Raw genomic sequence first — 13273 nt, 5'->3', positions numbered from 1 at the left:
CTACCAGCGACGAGTAGACAGTGTCTACTCGCGGTTGTCGTGCCTCCCGGGCGCGGGGAATGCGGGACGGCCCCGGCCAGTTGACGCCCGTATGACAGAGGACTCGACGCAGGACTCGACACGGGCTTCGACGCAGGACGCGCTGCTCCGGCTGCTTGCCGGTACGAGGGGAGGGGTGCTGGTCACGCTCAAGGGCGACGGCCGGCCCCAGCTGTCCAACGTCAGCCACGCCTACTACCCCGAGGAGCGGATCGTCCGGATCTCCGTCACCGACGGCCGGGCCAAGACCCGCAACCTCCGCCGCGACCCCCGCGCCTCCTACCACGTCACCAGCGACGACCGCTGGGCGTACACGGTCGCCGAGGGTACGGCCGAGCTGTCGCCGGTCGCCCGCGATCCCCATGACGACACCGTCGAGGAACTGGTCCGGCTCTACCGGGACGTCCTCGGCGAGCACCCGGACTGGGACGACTACCGGGCCGCCATGGTCCGCGACCGCCGGCTGGTGGTACGGCTGCCCGTCGAGCGGGTCTACGGCATCCCGAAGGGCTGAGCCGCGGCCCGCCCGGGGGATGCGGACCGGGGCCGGGCCGCCCCGGCGCCGGACCGTGCCTCGATCGCGCGCAGCACCGCCACCATGTCCTGTCCGCCGTGACCCAGCCCCACCGTCTCCTCGAACAGGGCGTGGCACACGTCCAGCAGCGGTGAGGCCAGCCCCGCCCCGCGGGCCGCCTCGGCGATGAGCCGGTTGTTCTTGAGCACGTCCAGGGCGGCGGCCTGGACGGCGAAGTCCCCTTCGCGCAGCTTGGGCGCCTTCATCCGGGACACCCCGCTGGCCATGGGGCCCGCGTCCAGCACCTCCAGGAACAGCCGCCGGTCCAGGCCCTGCCGGTCGGCGAAGTGGAACGCCTCGGTCAGTCCGGTCACCAGCGTGATCAGGAAGAGGTTCACGGCCAGCTTCATCAGCAGTGCGCCCGGCGCCGCACCGCACGCGAACGTATCCCGGCACAGCGGCGCGAGCAGCGGCCGTACGGCGTCGACGGCGGACTCCTCGCCGGCGAGCATGGCCACCAGTTCCCCCCGTTCCGCCGGAACCCGCGACCCCGAGACGGGCGCCTCCACGTACCGGCCGCCGGCCGCGCGCACCTCGGCCTCCACGGCACGCGAGTGCTCGGGGGAGGTCGTGCCCATCGGGACGACGATCCGCCCGGCGACCCGGCCCCCGAACTCGGGAGTGCCGCGCCCCAGGACCGCGTCGAGGGCCGCCTCGTCGGCGAGCATCAGCAGCACCGCCTCCGCCCGCGCGAACACCTCCCCGGGGTCCGTCGCGACCTCGGCGCCGGCCGCGCGCAGCGGCTCGGCCCGCTCCGGTGTCCGGTTCCACACCACGAGGGGCGTGCCGGCGGCCGCCAGGCGCAGCGCCATGGGCCGGCCCATCACCCCGAGACCGATGAATCCGACCTTCACGGCACTGCCCTCCGCTCCACGGCCCCCGGCCCCGACAGGCCGACTATGACCGTCGTCATAGTAGCGGCTCTTATGACGTCGGTCATAGAGTGGTGGAGCGGTGGGACGGACCGGGCGGATGCGAGCACGGGCGCGCGCCGGCGAGCGGAGGTCACGGATGGCGGAGTCGCGGCACGGACCGCGCGAGCGGATGGTGTTCAGCGCGGCCCAGCTGATCCGGCGCCAGGGGGTCGGCGCCACCGGCATGCGGGAGGTCGCCGCCCACGCCGGAGCGCCGCGCGGATCGCTCCAGCACTACTTCCCGGGTGGCAAGGAACAGCTGGTCAACGAGGCCGTCGGCTGGGCCGGCCGGTATGCGGCCAAGCGGGTGGCCCGGTTCCTGGCGGGCCTGGACCGGCCGACGCCGAGCGGGCTGTTCGCGGCGATGGCCGCCCAGTGGACGCGGGAGTACGAGGCGGACGGCTTCGAGGCCGGCTGCCCGGTCGCCGCGGCGACGGTGGACTGCGCGGCCCAGGACGCCTCCACCCGACAGGCGGCGGCCGCCGCGTTCGCCGCCTGGCGCGGCCCGGTCGCCGAGGCCCTGACCGGCATGGGAGTGCCCGGCGACCGCGCCGACACCCTCGCCACCCTGATGATCAGCGCCCTGGAGGGCGCGATCCTCATGGCCCGCGCGGAGCAGGACGTACGCCCGCTGAGGGCCGTGACCGGCGAGCTCGGGCCGCTGCTCGACGCGGCGGTGGCGCACCCCGCCTGAACCACGGCCCCAGGCCGTGTCCGCGAAGTCCCGCCTGCCCCACCGGGCGGACGAGGGGACTGCATCCGTTCGGCGGAGCGCGCCGAGGGGCGGTCAGCCGGCGGCGGTGCGCTCCGCCGTGAGGTGGGCGATCACCATGTCGCCGAGCAGGGTCCGGTAGCGCTCGCGCTGCGCCGGGGCCACCAGGTCGCGGCCGAAGAGGACACCGAAGGTGTGCCGGTTCGCCACCCGGAAGAAGCAGAACGAGCTGATCATCGCGTGCAGCTCGACGGCGTCCACGTCGGCAGTGAACACTCCGGACTCCCGCCCGGCGGCCAGGATCCGGCGGATCACGTCCAGCGCCGGCGAACCGATCCGCCCGAGCTTCCGGGAGGCGGCGATGTGCCGGGCGCCGTGGATGTTCTCGATGCTGACCAGGCGGACGAAGTCCGGGTGCCGCTCGTGGTGGTCGAACGTCAGCTCGGCCAGCCGGCGGATCGCCGCGACCGGGTCCAGGCCGTCCACCTCCAGGCGCCGCTCGGCGTCGCGGATCGCCCCGTACGCCCGCTCCAGCACGGCCGTGAACAGCTGTTCCTTGCCGCCGAAGTAGTAGTAGATCATCCGCTTGGTGGTGCGGGTGCGGGCCGCTATCTCGTCCACCCGCGCGCCGTCGTAGCCGGCCCGCGCGAACTCCTGCGTCGCCACGTCGAGGATCTCGGCCCTGGTGCGCGCGGCGTCACGCGCCCGCCCCTCGGGGCGTGCCGGCTCTTCGGCGCTGGTCATCGGGTTCCTTCGGGCGTGGGGCAGTGCCGGTGATTCTAGAAGCAGGCCCGCCGGGACGTCCCGGGTCCTGCCGGGGACGCCGGTCACACCCGTTCCGTGCACTGCCGAAGTCCCGCCGAGGGCGCCTGGATCCCGTGACGCCCGTCCCGGGTTCTGCCGGGGACGCCGGTCACACCGGTTCCGGGGCCTGCCTGGTCCTGCCGGGGACGCCCGTGACATCCGTGCCGGGCGCGGGAGGGTGGGCGCCGATTCCGTGCCCGGCAGCGCCGCGGCCCGGGTCACACGGGGTGACCCGGGCCGCGGCGTGGCGCTGTCAGGGGCGTCGGTTCCACTCGGCGATCACGGGGTGGCCGTGCTCGGTGGAAAGCCGGCCGACGGTGCCGGTCGCGAGCTGGAAGAGGCGGCCCTCGGCGGGCGCCAGACCCAGCCGGCGTGCGGTGAGCACCCGCAGGACGTGGGCGTGCGCCACGAGGACGACGTCACCGGTGCCGGCGGCGAGCGCCGCGTCCACCCGGGCCAGCACCCGGTCGGCCCGGGCCCCGACTTCCTCCGGCGACTCGCCGGGGTGCCCCTCGGGTCCGGGCGGCACGCCGTCCGTCCACAGGTCCCAGCCGGGCCGGTCGCGGTGGATGTCGACCGTGGTGACGCCCTCGTAGCCGCCGTAGTCCCACTCGTGCAGCTCGGGCTCGGGCACGGCCCCGGTCAGGCCCGCCAGCTCGGCGGTGCGCACGGCGCGGCCCAGCGGGCTGGTCAGCACCAGGGCATAGGTCCGTCCGGTGAGCAGCGGAGCGAGGGACTTGGCCTGTTCCTCACCGAGCGTGGTCAGCGGCAGGTCGGTCCAGCTGGTGTGCTGTCCCGACCTGCTCCACTCCGTCTCACCGTGGCGGACCAGCAGGAGGTCCCCCACGGCCGGTCAGTCCTTCTTCTCGACGGCGTGCCCGCCGAACTGGTTGCGCAGCGCCGCGACCATCTTCATCTGCGGGGAGTCGTCCTGGCGGGAGGCGAACCGGGCGAAGAGCGAGGCGGTGATCGCCGGGAGCGGCACCGCGTTGTCGATGGCCGCCTCGACGGTCCAGCGGCCCTCGCCGGAGTCCTCCGCGTAGCCGCGCAGCTGCTCCAGGTGGTGGTCCTCGTCCAGGGCGTTGACCGCGAGGTCGAGCAGCCAGGAGCGGATGACGGTGCCCTCCTGCCAGGAGCGGAAGACCTCGCGGACGTTGTCCACCGACTTGACCTTCTCCAGCAGTTCCCAGCCCTCGGCATAGGCCTGCATCATCGCGTACTCGATGCCGTTGTGGACCATCTTCGAGAAGTGGCCCGCGCCGACCCGGCCCGCGTGGACGTAGCCGTACGGGCCCTCGGGCTTGAGCGCGTCGAAGACCGGCCGCAGCCGCTCCACGTGCTCCTTGTCGCCGCCGACCATCAGGGCGTAGCCGTTCTGCAGGCCCCACACGCCGCCGGAGACGCCCGCGTCGACGAAGCCGATGCCCTTCACGCCGAGCTCGGCGGCGTGCTTCTCGTCGTCCGTCCAGCGGGAGTTGCCGCCGTCGACCACCGTGTCGCCCTCGGACAGCAGGTCCTTGAGCTCGTCGATGACGCCCTGGGTGGCGGTGCCGGCCGGGACCATCACCCACACCGTGCGGGGCGCCTCCAGCTTGCCGACCAGTTCTTCGAGGCTCTTGACGTCGGAGACTTCGGGGTTGCGGTCGTAGCCGATGACGGTGTGGCCGGCGCGGCGGATCCGCTCGCGCATGTTGCCGCCCATCTTGCCGAGACCGATGAGACCGAGCTGCATGATCAGTTCTCCGATGCGTTCTTGAGAGTGCGGTAGGCGGCGACGAGGGCCGTGGTGGAGGGGTCGAGCCCGGGCACGTCGGCGCCTTCGGTCAGGGCGGGTTCGACGCGCTTGGCGAGGACCTTGCCGAGCTCCACGCCCCACTGGTCGAAGGAGTCGATGTTCCAGATCGCGCCCTGTACGAACACCTTGTGCTCGTAGAGGGCGATGAGCTGGCCGAGGACGGACGGGGTCAGCTCGCGGGCGAGGATCGTCGTCGTGGGCCGGTCGCCCGGGAACGTCTTGTGCGGGACCAGCTCCTCGGGCACGCCCTCGGCGCGGACCTCCTCGGCGCTCTTGCCGAAGGCGAGGGCCTGGGTCTGGGCGAAGAAGTTGGCCATCAACAGGTCGTGCTGGGCCTTGAGTTCGCCGCTCAGCTCGGCGACCGGCTCGGCGAAGCCGATGAAGTCCGCCGGGATCAGCTTGGTGCCCTGGTGGATGAGCTGGTAGTACGCGTGCTGCCCGTTGGTGCCGGGCGTGCCCCAGACGACCGGCCCGGTCTGCCACTGCACCGGACGCCCGTCGCGCTGCACCGACTTGCCGTTGGACTCCATGTCGAGCTGCTGGAGGTAGGCGGTGAACTTGGACAGGTAGTGCGAGTACGGCAGCACCGCGTGGGTCTGGGCGTCGTGGAAGTCGCCGTACCAGACGCCCAGCAGGCCCAGGATCAGCGGGGCGTTGGCCTCGGCGGGCGCGGTGCGGAAGTGGTCGTCGACCAGGCGGAAGCCGTCCAGCATCTCGCGGAAGCGGTCCGGGCCGATCGCGATCATCAGGGACAGGCCGATGGCGGAGTCGTACGAGTAGCGGCCGCCGACCCAGTCCCAGAACTCGAACATGTTGGCCGTGTCGATGCCGAAGTCCGACACCTTCTCCGCGTTCGTGGACAGCGCCACGAAGTGCTTGGCCACCGCCTTCTCGTCCCCGTCGAAGGCCTTGAGCAGCCAGGAGCGCGCCGAGGTGGCGTTGGTGATCGTCTCGATCGTGGTGAAGGTCTTGGAGGCGACGATGAACAGCGTCTCGGCCGGGTCCAGGTCGCGGGTGGCCTCGTGCAGGTCGGCGCCGTCGACGTTGGAGACGAAACGGAACGTCAGCTCACGCGCGGTGTAGGCGCGCAGGGCCTCGTAGGCCATCGCGGGACCGAGGTCGGAGCCGCCGATGCCGATGTTGACCACGTTCTTGATCCGCCTGCCGGTGTGGCCGGTCCACTCGCCGGAGCGGACCCGCTCGGCGAAGCCGGCCATCTTGTCCAGCACGGCGTGCACGGCCGGTACGACGTTCTCGCCGTCGACCTCGACCACCGCGTTGGGCGCGGCCCGCAGCGCGGTGTGCAGCACCGCCCGGTTCTCGGTGACGTTGATCCTCTCGCCGCGGAACATGGCGTCCCGCAGACCGAAGACGTCGGTGGCGGCGGCGAGTTCGCGCAGCAGCGCGAGGGTCGCGTCGGTGATCAGGTGCTTGCTGTAGTCGATGTGCAGATCGCCGACCCGGACGACGTACCGCTCGGCGCGGCCGGGGTCCGTGGCGAACAGCTCGCGCAGGCGCGGCTGCCCCTCGGCACGGTGGTCGGCCAGGGCCGCCCACTCGGGCCTGCGGGTGAGCACGGGGGTGTCTGACGGTGCGTCGGACATGTCAGGCGTTCTCCTTGGTGGCCTCGCCGTTGAGGGCGATGGCGTACATCTCGTCGGCGTCGAGGCGGCGCAGCTCCTCGGCGATGAGTTCGGAGGTGACACGGACCTTCAGGGCGAGGGTGCGCGGCGGCTGGCCCGGCAGGGTCAGCGTGGCGAGCGGCCCTTCCGGCCGGTCGATGACGATCTCGCCGTTGGCGGTGCCGAGCCGCACGGCCGTGACGACCGGACCCGCGCTGACCACCCGGTCCACGGGGACGCCCAGGCGGGCCTCCAGCCAGCGCGACAGCAGTTCGGCGCTGGGGTTGTCCTGCTCGGCCTCGACGGCCGCGGAGGTCACCTCGGTGCGGGCCTGGTCCAGGGCGGCGGCCAGCATGGACCGCCACAGCGTGAGCCGGGTCCAGGCGAGGTCGGTGTCGCCGGGGGCGTAGTTGCGGCTGCGGGTGTCCAGGACCTCCATCGGCCGTTCCACCGCGTACAGGTCGGTGATCCGGCGCTGGGCGAGCGCGCCCAGCGGGTCCTTCGCCGGGGCGTCGGGCGCGTCCACCGGCCACCACACGACCACCGGGGCGTCCGGCAGCAGCAGCGGCAGCACCACGGAGTCGGCGTGGTCGGACACCTCGCCGTAGGTGCGCAGCACGACGGTCTCGCCGGTGCCGGCCTCGGAGCCGACCCGGACCTCGGCGTCGAGCCGGGAGTGGGTGCGGTCGCGCAGGGTGCGGGCGTGCCGCTTGATGACGACCAGGGTCCGCGAGGGGTGTTCGCGCGAGGCGTCCTCCGCGGCCTTGATCGAGTCGTAGGCGTTCTCCTCGTCCGTGACGATGACCATCGTCAGGACCATGCCCACGGCCGGGGTGCCGATGGCGCGGCGCCCCCGCACCAGCGCCTTGTTGATCTTGCTTGCCGTGGTGTCGGTCAGGTCGATCTTCATGGCCTGCGCCAGCTCCGTCCGTCTCGTGCGAGCATCTCGTCCGCTTCCCTCGGGCCCCAGCTGCCCGACGCGTACTGCGCGGGGCTGCCGTGCGCCGCCCAGTACCCCTCGATCGGGTCCAGGATCTTCCAGGACTCTTCCACTTCCTGGTGACGGGGGAACAGGTTGGCGTCGCCGAGCAGCACGTCCAGGATGAGCCGCTCGTACGCCTCCGGGCTGGACTCGGTGAAGGACTCGCCGTAGGCGAAGTCCATCGACACGTCCCGGATCTCCATCGAGGTGCCCGGCACCTTGGAGCCGAACCGCACGGTCATGCCCTCGTCGGGCTGGACGCGGATGACGATCGCGTTCGAGCCCAGCTCCTCCGTCGCCGTGGAGTCGAAGGGGGAGTGCGGGGCCCGCTTGAAGACCACCGCGATCTCGGTGACCCGGCGGCCCAGCCGCTTGCCGGCCCGCAGGTAGAAGGGGACGCCCGCCCAGCGGCGGTTGTCGACGCCCAGTTTGAGCGCGGCGTAGGTGTCGGTCTTCGACTTCGCGTCGATGCCGTCCTCCTCCAGATAGCCGACGACCTTCTCGCCGCCCTGCCATCCGGCCGCGTACTGGCCGCGCACGGTGTGCATGCCGAGGTCCTCCGGCAGCCGCACCGACTTCAGCACCTTCAGCTTCTCGGTGAGCAGCGCCTCCGCGTCGAAGGCGATGGGCTCCTCCATGGCGGTCAGCGCCATCAGCTGCAGCAGGTGGTTCTGGATGACGTCACGGGCGGCGCCGATCCCGTCGTAGTAGCCCGCGCGACCGCCGATGCCGATGTCCTCGGCCATGGTGATCTGCACGTGGTCGACGTACGACCGGTTCCAGATCGGCTCGTACATCTGGTTGGCGAAGCGCAGCGCCAGGATGTTCTGGACGGTCTCCTTGCCGAGGTAGTGGTCGATCCGGAACACCTGGTCCGGCTCGAACACGTCGTGCACGATCGCGTTCAGGTCCTGGGCGCTGGCCAGGTCGTGGCCGAACGGCTTCTCGATCACCGCGCGCCGCCAGGAGCCCTCGGGCGGGCTCGCCAGGCCGTGCTTCTTCAGCTGCTGCACGACCTTCGGGAAGAACTTCGGCGGCACCGAGAGGTAGAACGCGAAGTTGCCGCCGGTGCCGCGGGAGGCGTCCAGCTCGTCGACGGCGTCCTTGAGCTGCTTGAACGCGGTGTCGTCGTCGAAGTCGCCGGGGATGAACCGCATGCCCTCGGCGAGCTGCTGCCACACCTCCTCACGGAACGGGGTGCGGGAGTGCTCCCGCACCGCGTCGTGCACGACCTCGGCGAAGTCCTGGTCCTCCCAGTCGCGGCGGGCGAACCCGACCAGCGAGAAGCCCGGCGGCAGCAGACCGCGGTTGGCCAGGTCGTACACGGCCGGCATCAGCTTCTTGCGGGACAGGTCGCCGGTCACACCGAAGATGACCAGGCCGGAGGGGCCCGCGATGCGGGGCAGCCGGCGGTCGCGGGCGTCGCGCAGCGGGTTCACCCAGTCGGCGGCCGGGCCGACCGGCACGCGCACCTCCTCGGCGGCGGGTGTCCCGGGTTCCGGGGCCTTGGTCGTCATTACGCGTCAACTCCCTTGCTGTCCAGGGACTTGGTGACGGCGTCCAGCAGTTCCTGCCAGGCCGTCCCGAACTTGGCGACGCCCTCGTCCTCCAGCTGCTGGACGACCTCGTCGTAGGAGATGCCGAGCCGCTCCACGGCGGCGAGGTCCGCGCGGGCCTGCTCGTACCCGCCGGTCACCGTGTCACCGGTGATCTCGCCGTGGTCGGCGGCGGCCCTCAGGGTGGCCTCCGGCATCGTGTTCACGGTGCCGGGCGCGACCAGCTCGTCCACGTACAGCGTGTCCTTGTACGCGGGATCCTTCACACCGGTGGAGGCCCACAGCGGACGCTGCCGGTGCGCGCCCTCCTTCTCCAGCGCGTTCCAGCGGCCGGAGGAGAAGACCTCCTCGTACGCCTCGTAGGCGAGCCGCGCGTTGGCGAGGGCCGCCCGGCCCTTGAGCGCCAGGGCCTCGTCGGTGCCGAGGGCCGTCAGCCGCTTGTCGATCTCGGAGTCCACGCGGGAGACGAAGAACGACGCCACCGAGTGGATCGTGGACAGGTCGAGGCCGCGCTCGCGGGCCTTCTCCAGGCCGGCCAGGTAGGCGTCCATGACCGCGCGGTAGCGCTCCAGGGAGAAGATCAGCGTCACGTTGACGCTGATGCCGAGGCCGATGACCTCGGTGATCGCCGGCAGGCCGGCCCGGGTGGCCGGGATCTTGACCATCACGTTGGGGCGGTCGACCAGCCAGGCGAGCTGCTTGGCCTCGGCGACGGTCGCCTTCTCGTCGTGGGCGAGGCGCGGGTCGACCTCGATGGAGACCCGGCCGTCGCGGCCGTCCGAGGCGGTGTAGACGGTATGCAGTACATCGGCGGCGGCCCGCACGTCGGCGGTCGTCATCATCCGCACGGCCTCCTCGACCGTGACACCGCGCACCGCGAGGTCGGTCAGCTGCTCCTCGTAGCCCTCGCCCGAGCCGATGGCCGCCTGGAAGATCGACGGGTTGGTGGTGACGCCCACGACACCGCCGTTCGCCACCAGCTCCGCCAGGCCGCCCGAGGCGATCCGGGTGCGCGACAGGTCGTCCAGCCAGACCGACACCCCCTCATCGGCGAGGCGCTTGAGGGCTCCCGGGGTCCCGATTGCTTCGGTCACAGTGATCATCTTTCCTATCGCGTCGGTATCAGGCGTGCGCGGCGGCCAGCGAGGCGCGGGCAGCGGCGGCGACGTTCTCGGGGGTGAAGCCGAACTCGGCGAACAGTGTGGTCGCATCGGCGGAGGCACCGAAGTGTTCGAGGGAGACAATCCGACCTGCGTCCCCGACGAACCGGTGCCAGGTCAGGCCGATCCCGGCCTCGACGGCGACCCGCGCCCGCACCGCCGGCGGCAGGACGCCGTCGCGGTAGGCCCGCGGCTGCTCCTCGAACCACTCCACGGACGGCATGGACACCACCCGCGTGCCGATCCCCTCGGCCTCCAGCAGTTCCCGCGCGGCGACGGCGAGCTGCACCTCGGAACCGGTCGCGATGACGATCACCTCCGGGGTCTCGGTCGACGACTCGCGCAGGACATAGCCGCCCTTGGCCGCGTCCTCGTGGGGCGCGTACGTCGGCACGCCCTGGCGGGACAGCGCGAGTCCGTGCGGGGCCGGGTCGGTGGCGTGCCTCTTCAGGATCTCGGCCCAGGCGACCGCGGTCTCGTTGGCGTCCGCCGGGCGGACGACGTTCAGGCCCGGAATCGCACGCAGCGAGGCCAGGTGCTCGACCGGCTGGTGGGTGGGGCCGTCCTCGCCGAGACCGATGGAGTCGTGCGTCCACACGTACGTCACCGGCAGCTGCATCAGCGCCGACATCCTTACGGCGTTGCGCATGTAGTCGGAGAACACCAGGAAGGTGCCGCCGTAGATCCGGGTGTTGCCGTGCAGGGCGATGCCGTTCATCTCCGCGGCCATGGAGAACTCGCGGATGCCGAAATGGACCGTACGGCCGTACGGGTCGGCCTCGGGCAGCGGGTTGCCCGCGGGCAGGAAGGAGCTGCCCTTGTCGATGGTGGTGTTGTTGGAGCCGGCCAGGTCGGCGGAGCCGCCCCACAGCTCGGGGATCACCGGGCCGAGGGCCTGCAGCACCTTGCCGGAGGCGGCACGGGTGGCGACGGACCTGCCCTCCTCGAACACCGGCACGGCTTCCTGCCAGCCCTCGGGCAGCTCGCCCTTGCTGATCCGGTCGAAGAGCGCGGCCCGCCCGGGCTGGTCGGCACGCCACTCGGCGATCCGCTTGTCCCAGGCCGCGTGCGCCTCGGCGCCCCGGTCCAGGGCCCGGCGGGTGTGGGCGAGCACCTCCTCGGAGACCTCGAAGGCCTGCTCCGGATCGAAGCCGAGGAGCCGCTTGGTGGCCGCGATCTCGTCCTCGCCGAGCGCCGAGCCGTGGGAGGCCTCGGTGTTCCGCGCGTTCGGGGCGGGCCAGGCGATGATCGTGCGCAGGGCGATGATCGACGGCCGACCGGTCTCGGCCCGCGCCTCGCCGAGCGCCGCGTACAGCGCGGGCACGTCGATGTCGCCGTCGGCGGTGGGCTCGACGCGCTGGGTGTGCCAGCCGTAGGCCTCGTACCGCTTCAGCACGTCCTCGGAGAAGGCGGTCGCGGTGTCGCCCTCGATGGAGATGTGGTTGTCGTCGTAGAGGAAGACCAGGTTGCCGAGCTTCTGGTGGCCGGCGAGGGAGGAGGCCTCGGCGGAGACGCCCTCCTCCAGGTCGCCGTCGGAGACGATCGCCCAGACGGTGTGGTCGAAGGGGGATTCGCCCTGGGGGGCGTCCGGGTCGAACAGGCCGCGCTCGTAGCGGGCGGCCATGGCCATGCCCACCGCGTTCGCCACACCCTGGCCCAGCGGGCCCGTGGTGGTCTCCACGCCGGCGGTGTGCCCGAACTCAGGGTGACCGGGCGTCTTCGAACCGTGCGTACGGAACGCCTTCAGGTCGTCGAGGCCGAGCTCGTACCCGGACAGGAAGAGCTGGGTGTAGAGCGTCAGCGAGGTGTGGCCGGGGGACAGCACGAAGCGGTCACGGCCGGCCCACTCCGGGTCGGCCGGATCGTGCCACATCACCTTCTGAAAGATCGTGTACGCGGCAGGGGCCAGGCTCATCGCCGTGCCCGGGTGGCCGTTGCCGACCTTCTGCACGGCATCTGCCGCGAGAAGCCTGGCGGTGTCCACGGCACGCCGGTCGAGATCGGTCCACTCGAAGCGGTCGGATGTCTGCGTGCTCATCTTCAAGAAGTCCTCGTTCAATGCAGGATTGCTGGCCGGACGCGTTCAAAAGTAAAAGTCTGACTTTTAAGAAGGAAGGGCGGGGTGTGTCACCCTGTGGTGAATCTGGGACAGTGATCGCGCGACAGGAGCGGCACGAAAGCGAACATGGCGGACACACCACCCCAAGGCGGCGGCCCCACCGGCGGCGACGCGATCAGAACCTTCCCCTTCCCGGTCGAACTGGCCGTCGGCGGCGTCGGCATGCAGGTCGGCCCCATGGGAGACGACCACACCTGGCACGCCGACGCCCCGCTGCACCGTGTCCACCGCATCGACTTCCACGTCGTCATGCTCTTCACCGACGGCCCCGTACGGCACATGATCGACTTCGCCGAGTACGAGGCCACCGCCGGCGACCTGCTCTGGATCCGCCCCGGACAGGTCCACCGGTTCTCCCGGACCAGCGAGTACCGCGGAACCGTGCTCACCATGCAACCCGGCTTCCTGCCCCGCGCCACCGTCGAGGCCACCGGCCTCTACCGCTACGACCAGCCGCCCCTGCTGCGCCCCCGCCCCGAACAACTCGCCGCGCTCCGGGCCGCCCTGGACCAGCTCCGCCGCGAGTACGAGGACACCGCCACGCTCCCGGCCACCCTGCACACCGCGGTGCTCCGGCACACCCTGACCGCGTTCCTGCTGCGCCTCGCCCATCTCGCGGCTAGCTCGGCACAGGCGTCACGGCAGCAGGCGGACACCACCTTCACCCTCTTCCGGGACGCGGTCGAGCAGGACTTCGCCACCAACCACAGCGTCAGCGCCTACGCCGACGCGCTCGGTTACTCCCGCCGCACCCTCGTCCGCGCCGTCCGTGCCGCGACCGGGGAGACGCCGAAGGGATTCATCGACAAGCGGGTGATCCTGGAGGCCAAACGCCTCCTCGCCCACACGGACCTCCCGATCGGCCGCGTCGGCGCCGCCGTCGGCTTCCCCGACGCGGCGAACTTCTCCAAGTTCTTCCATCTGCACACCGGGGTCAACCCGGTGACGTTCCGGGCTGAGCTGCGGTAGCGGTGGCGGCGGCGGTGTTCCGGGCGG

General features: G+C 71.7%; 11 protein-coding genes and 1 pseudogene. 3 read left to right on the top strand and 9 right to left on the bottom strand.

Annotated elements, in window-relative coordinates; all coding sequences use genetic code 11:
• Positions 1-91: 91 nt before the first annotated feature.
• The gene (locus PV343_RS08280) at positions 92-553 is read left to right on the top strand and encodes a PPOX class F420-dependent oxidoreductase (RefSeq protein WP_319146142.1); all 462 of its coding nucleotides are present in this window, start codon (positions 92-94) and stop codon (positions 551-553) included.
• On the opposite strand, the pseudogene PV343_RS08275 reads toward PV343_RS08280, so the two are convergent.
• Positions 532-1497 (bottom strand): annotated as a pseudogene (locus PV343_RS08275) (NAD(P)-dependent oxidoreductase); the annotation flags it as partial. The gene PV343_RS08280 and the pseudogene PV343_RS08275 overlap by 22 nt on opposite strands.
• 127 nt (positions 1498-1624) lie before the next feature.
• Here PV343_RS08275 and PV343_RS08270 point away from each other — a divergent pair.
• Positions 1625-2221, top strand: coding sequence for a TetR/AcrR family transcriptional regulator (locus PV343_RS08270; protein WP_319146140.1), 597 nt, complete (start codon positions 1625-1627; stop codon positions 2219-2221).
• 93 nt (positions 2222-2314) lie between these two features.
• Here PV343_RS08270 and PV343_RS08265 read toward each other — a convergent pair whose 3' ends face one another.
• The 8 genes from PV343_RS08265 to tkt all read right to left on the bottom strand — a co-directional run bounded on the left by PV343_RS08265 (position 2315) and on the right by tkt (position 12196).
• Entirely contained in the window at positions 2315-2983 is a 669-nt protein-coding gene (locus PV343_RS08265) for a TetR/AcrR family transcriptional regulator (protein WP_319146139.1), read from the bottom strand.
• Between the two features lie 313 nt (positions 2984-3296).
• Complete coding sequence (locus PV343_RS08260; RefSeq protein WP_319146138.1) at positions 3297-3890, bottom strand: histidine phosphatase family protein; 594 nt, start codon at positions 3888-3890, stop codon at positions 3297-3299.
• Positions 3891-3896: 6 nt separating this feature from the next.
• Positions 3897-4775, bottom strand: a complete 879-nt coding sequence (gnd, locus tag PV343_RS08255; protein WP_319146137.1) for a phosphogluconate dehydrogenase (NAD(+)-dependent, decarboxylating) — start codon at positions 4773-4775, stop codon at positions 3897-3899.
• Positions 4776-4777: 2 nt separating this feature from the next.
• Positions 4778-6442, bottom strand: a complete 1665-nt coding sequence (pgi, locus tag PV343_RS08250; RefSeq protein ID WP_319146136.1) for a glucose-6-phosphate isomerase — start codon at positions 6440-6442, stop codon at positions 4778-4780.
• A 1-nt stretch (position 6443) separates the two neighbouring features.
• Entirely contained in the window at positions 6444-7370 is a 927-nt protein-coding gene (gene opcA, locus PV343_RS08245; RefSeq protein ID WP_319146135.1) for a glucose-6-phosphate dehydrogenase assembly protein OpcA, read from the bottom strand.
• Positions 7367-8959, bottom strand: coding sequence for a glucose-6-phosphate dehydrogenase (zwf, locus tag PV343_RS08240; RefSeq protein WP_319146134.1), 1593 nt, complete (start codon positions 8957-8959; stop codon positions 7367-7369). Before zwf ends, opcA begins: the two co-directional genes overlap by 4 nt.
• Positions 8959-10101 carry a transaldolase gene (tal, locus tag PV343_RS08235; protein ID WP_319146133.1) on the bottom strand — a complete coding sequence of 381 codons (1143 nt, stop codon included), beginning with the start codon at positions 10099-10101 and terminating at the stop codon, positions 8959-8961. Before tal ends, zwf begins: the two co-directional genes overlap by 1 nt.
• Positions 10102-10120: 19 nt before the next feature.
• Positions 10121-12196, bottom strand: a complete 2076-nt coding sequence (gene tkt / locus PV343_RS08230) for a transketolase (protein ID WP_319146132.1) — start codon at positions 12194-12196, stop codon at positions 10121-10123.
• A gap of 147 nt (positions 12197-12343) precedes the next feature.
• Here tkt and PV343_RS08225 point away from each other — a divergent pair, with 147 nt between their 5' ends.
• Positions 12344-13246, top strand: a complete 903-nt coding sequence (locus PV343_RS08225; protein WP_319146131.1) for a helix-turn-helix domain-containing protein — start codon at positions 12344-12346, stop codon at positions 13244-13246.
• Positions 13247-13273: the final 27 nt, after the last annotated feature.

Origin of the sequence: Streptomyces sp. WI03-4A (assembly GCF_033792105.1) — a bacterium.
Lineage (GTDB): Bacteria > Actinomycetota > Actinomycetes > Streptomycetales > Streptomycetaceae > Streptomyces > Streptomyces collinus_A.
The sequence above is the reverse complement of the archived record's forward strand: the minus strand, read 5'-3'. Positions and strand labels throughout refer to the sequence as shown.

Bases quoted from the DNA above. Each gene is read 5' to 3' on its own strand.
- opcA (WP_319146135.1), bottom strand. From the start codon at position 7,370: ATGAAGATCGACCTGACCGACACCACGGCAAGCAAGATCAACAAGGCG.
- tal (WP_319146133.1), bottom strand. From the start codon at position 10,101: ATGATCACTGTGACCGAAGCAATCGGGACCCCGGGAGCCCTCAAGCGC.
- zwf (WP_319146134.1), bottom strand. From the start codon at position 8,959: ATGACGACCAAGGCCCCGGAACCCGGGACACCCGCCGCCGAGGAGGTG.
- gnd (WP_319146137.1), bottom strand. From the start codon at position 4,775: ATGCAGCTCGGTCTCATCGGTCTCGGCAAGATGGGCGGCAACATGCGC.
- PV343_RS08270 (WP_319146140.1), top strand. From the start codon at position 1,625: ATGGCGGAGTCGCGGCACGGACCGCGCGAGCGGATGGTGTTCAGCGCG.
- PV343_RS08280 (WP_319146142.1), top strand. From the start codon at position 92: ATGACAGAGGACTCGACGCAGGACTCGACACGGGCTTCGACGCAGGAC.
- pgi (WP_319146136.1), bottom strand. From the start codon at position 6,442: ATGTCCGACGCACCGTCAGACACCCCCGTGCTCACCCGCAGGCCCGAG.
- PV343_RS08225 (WP_319146131.1), top strand. From the start codon at position 12,344: ATGGCGGACACACCACCCCAAGGCGGCGGCCCCACCGGCGGCGACGCG.
- tkt (WP_319146132.1), bottom strand. From the start codon at position 12,196: ATGAGCACGCAGACATCCGACCGCTTCGAGTGGACCGATCTCGACCGG.
- PV343_RS08265 (WP_319146139.1), bottom strand. From the start codon at position 2,983: ATGACCAGCGCCGAAGAGCCGGCACGCCCCGAGGGGCGGGCGCGTGAC.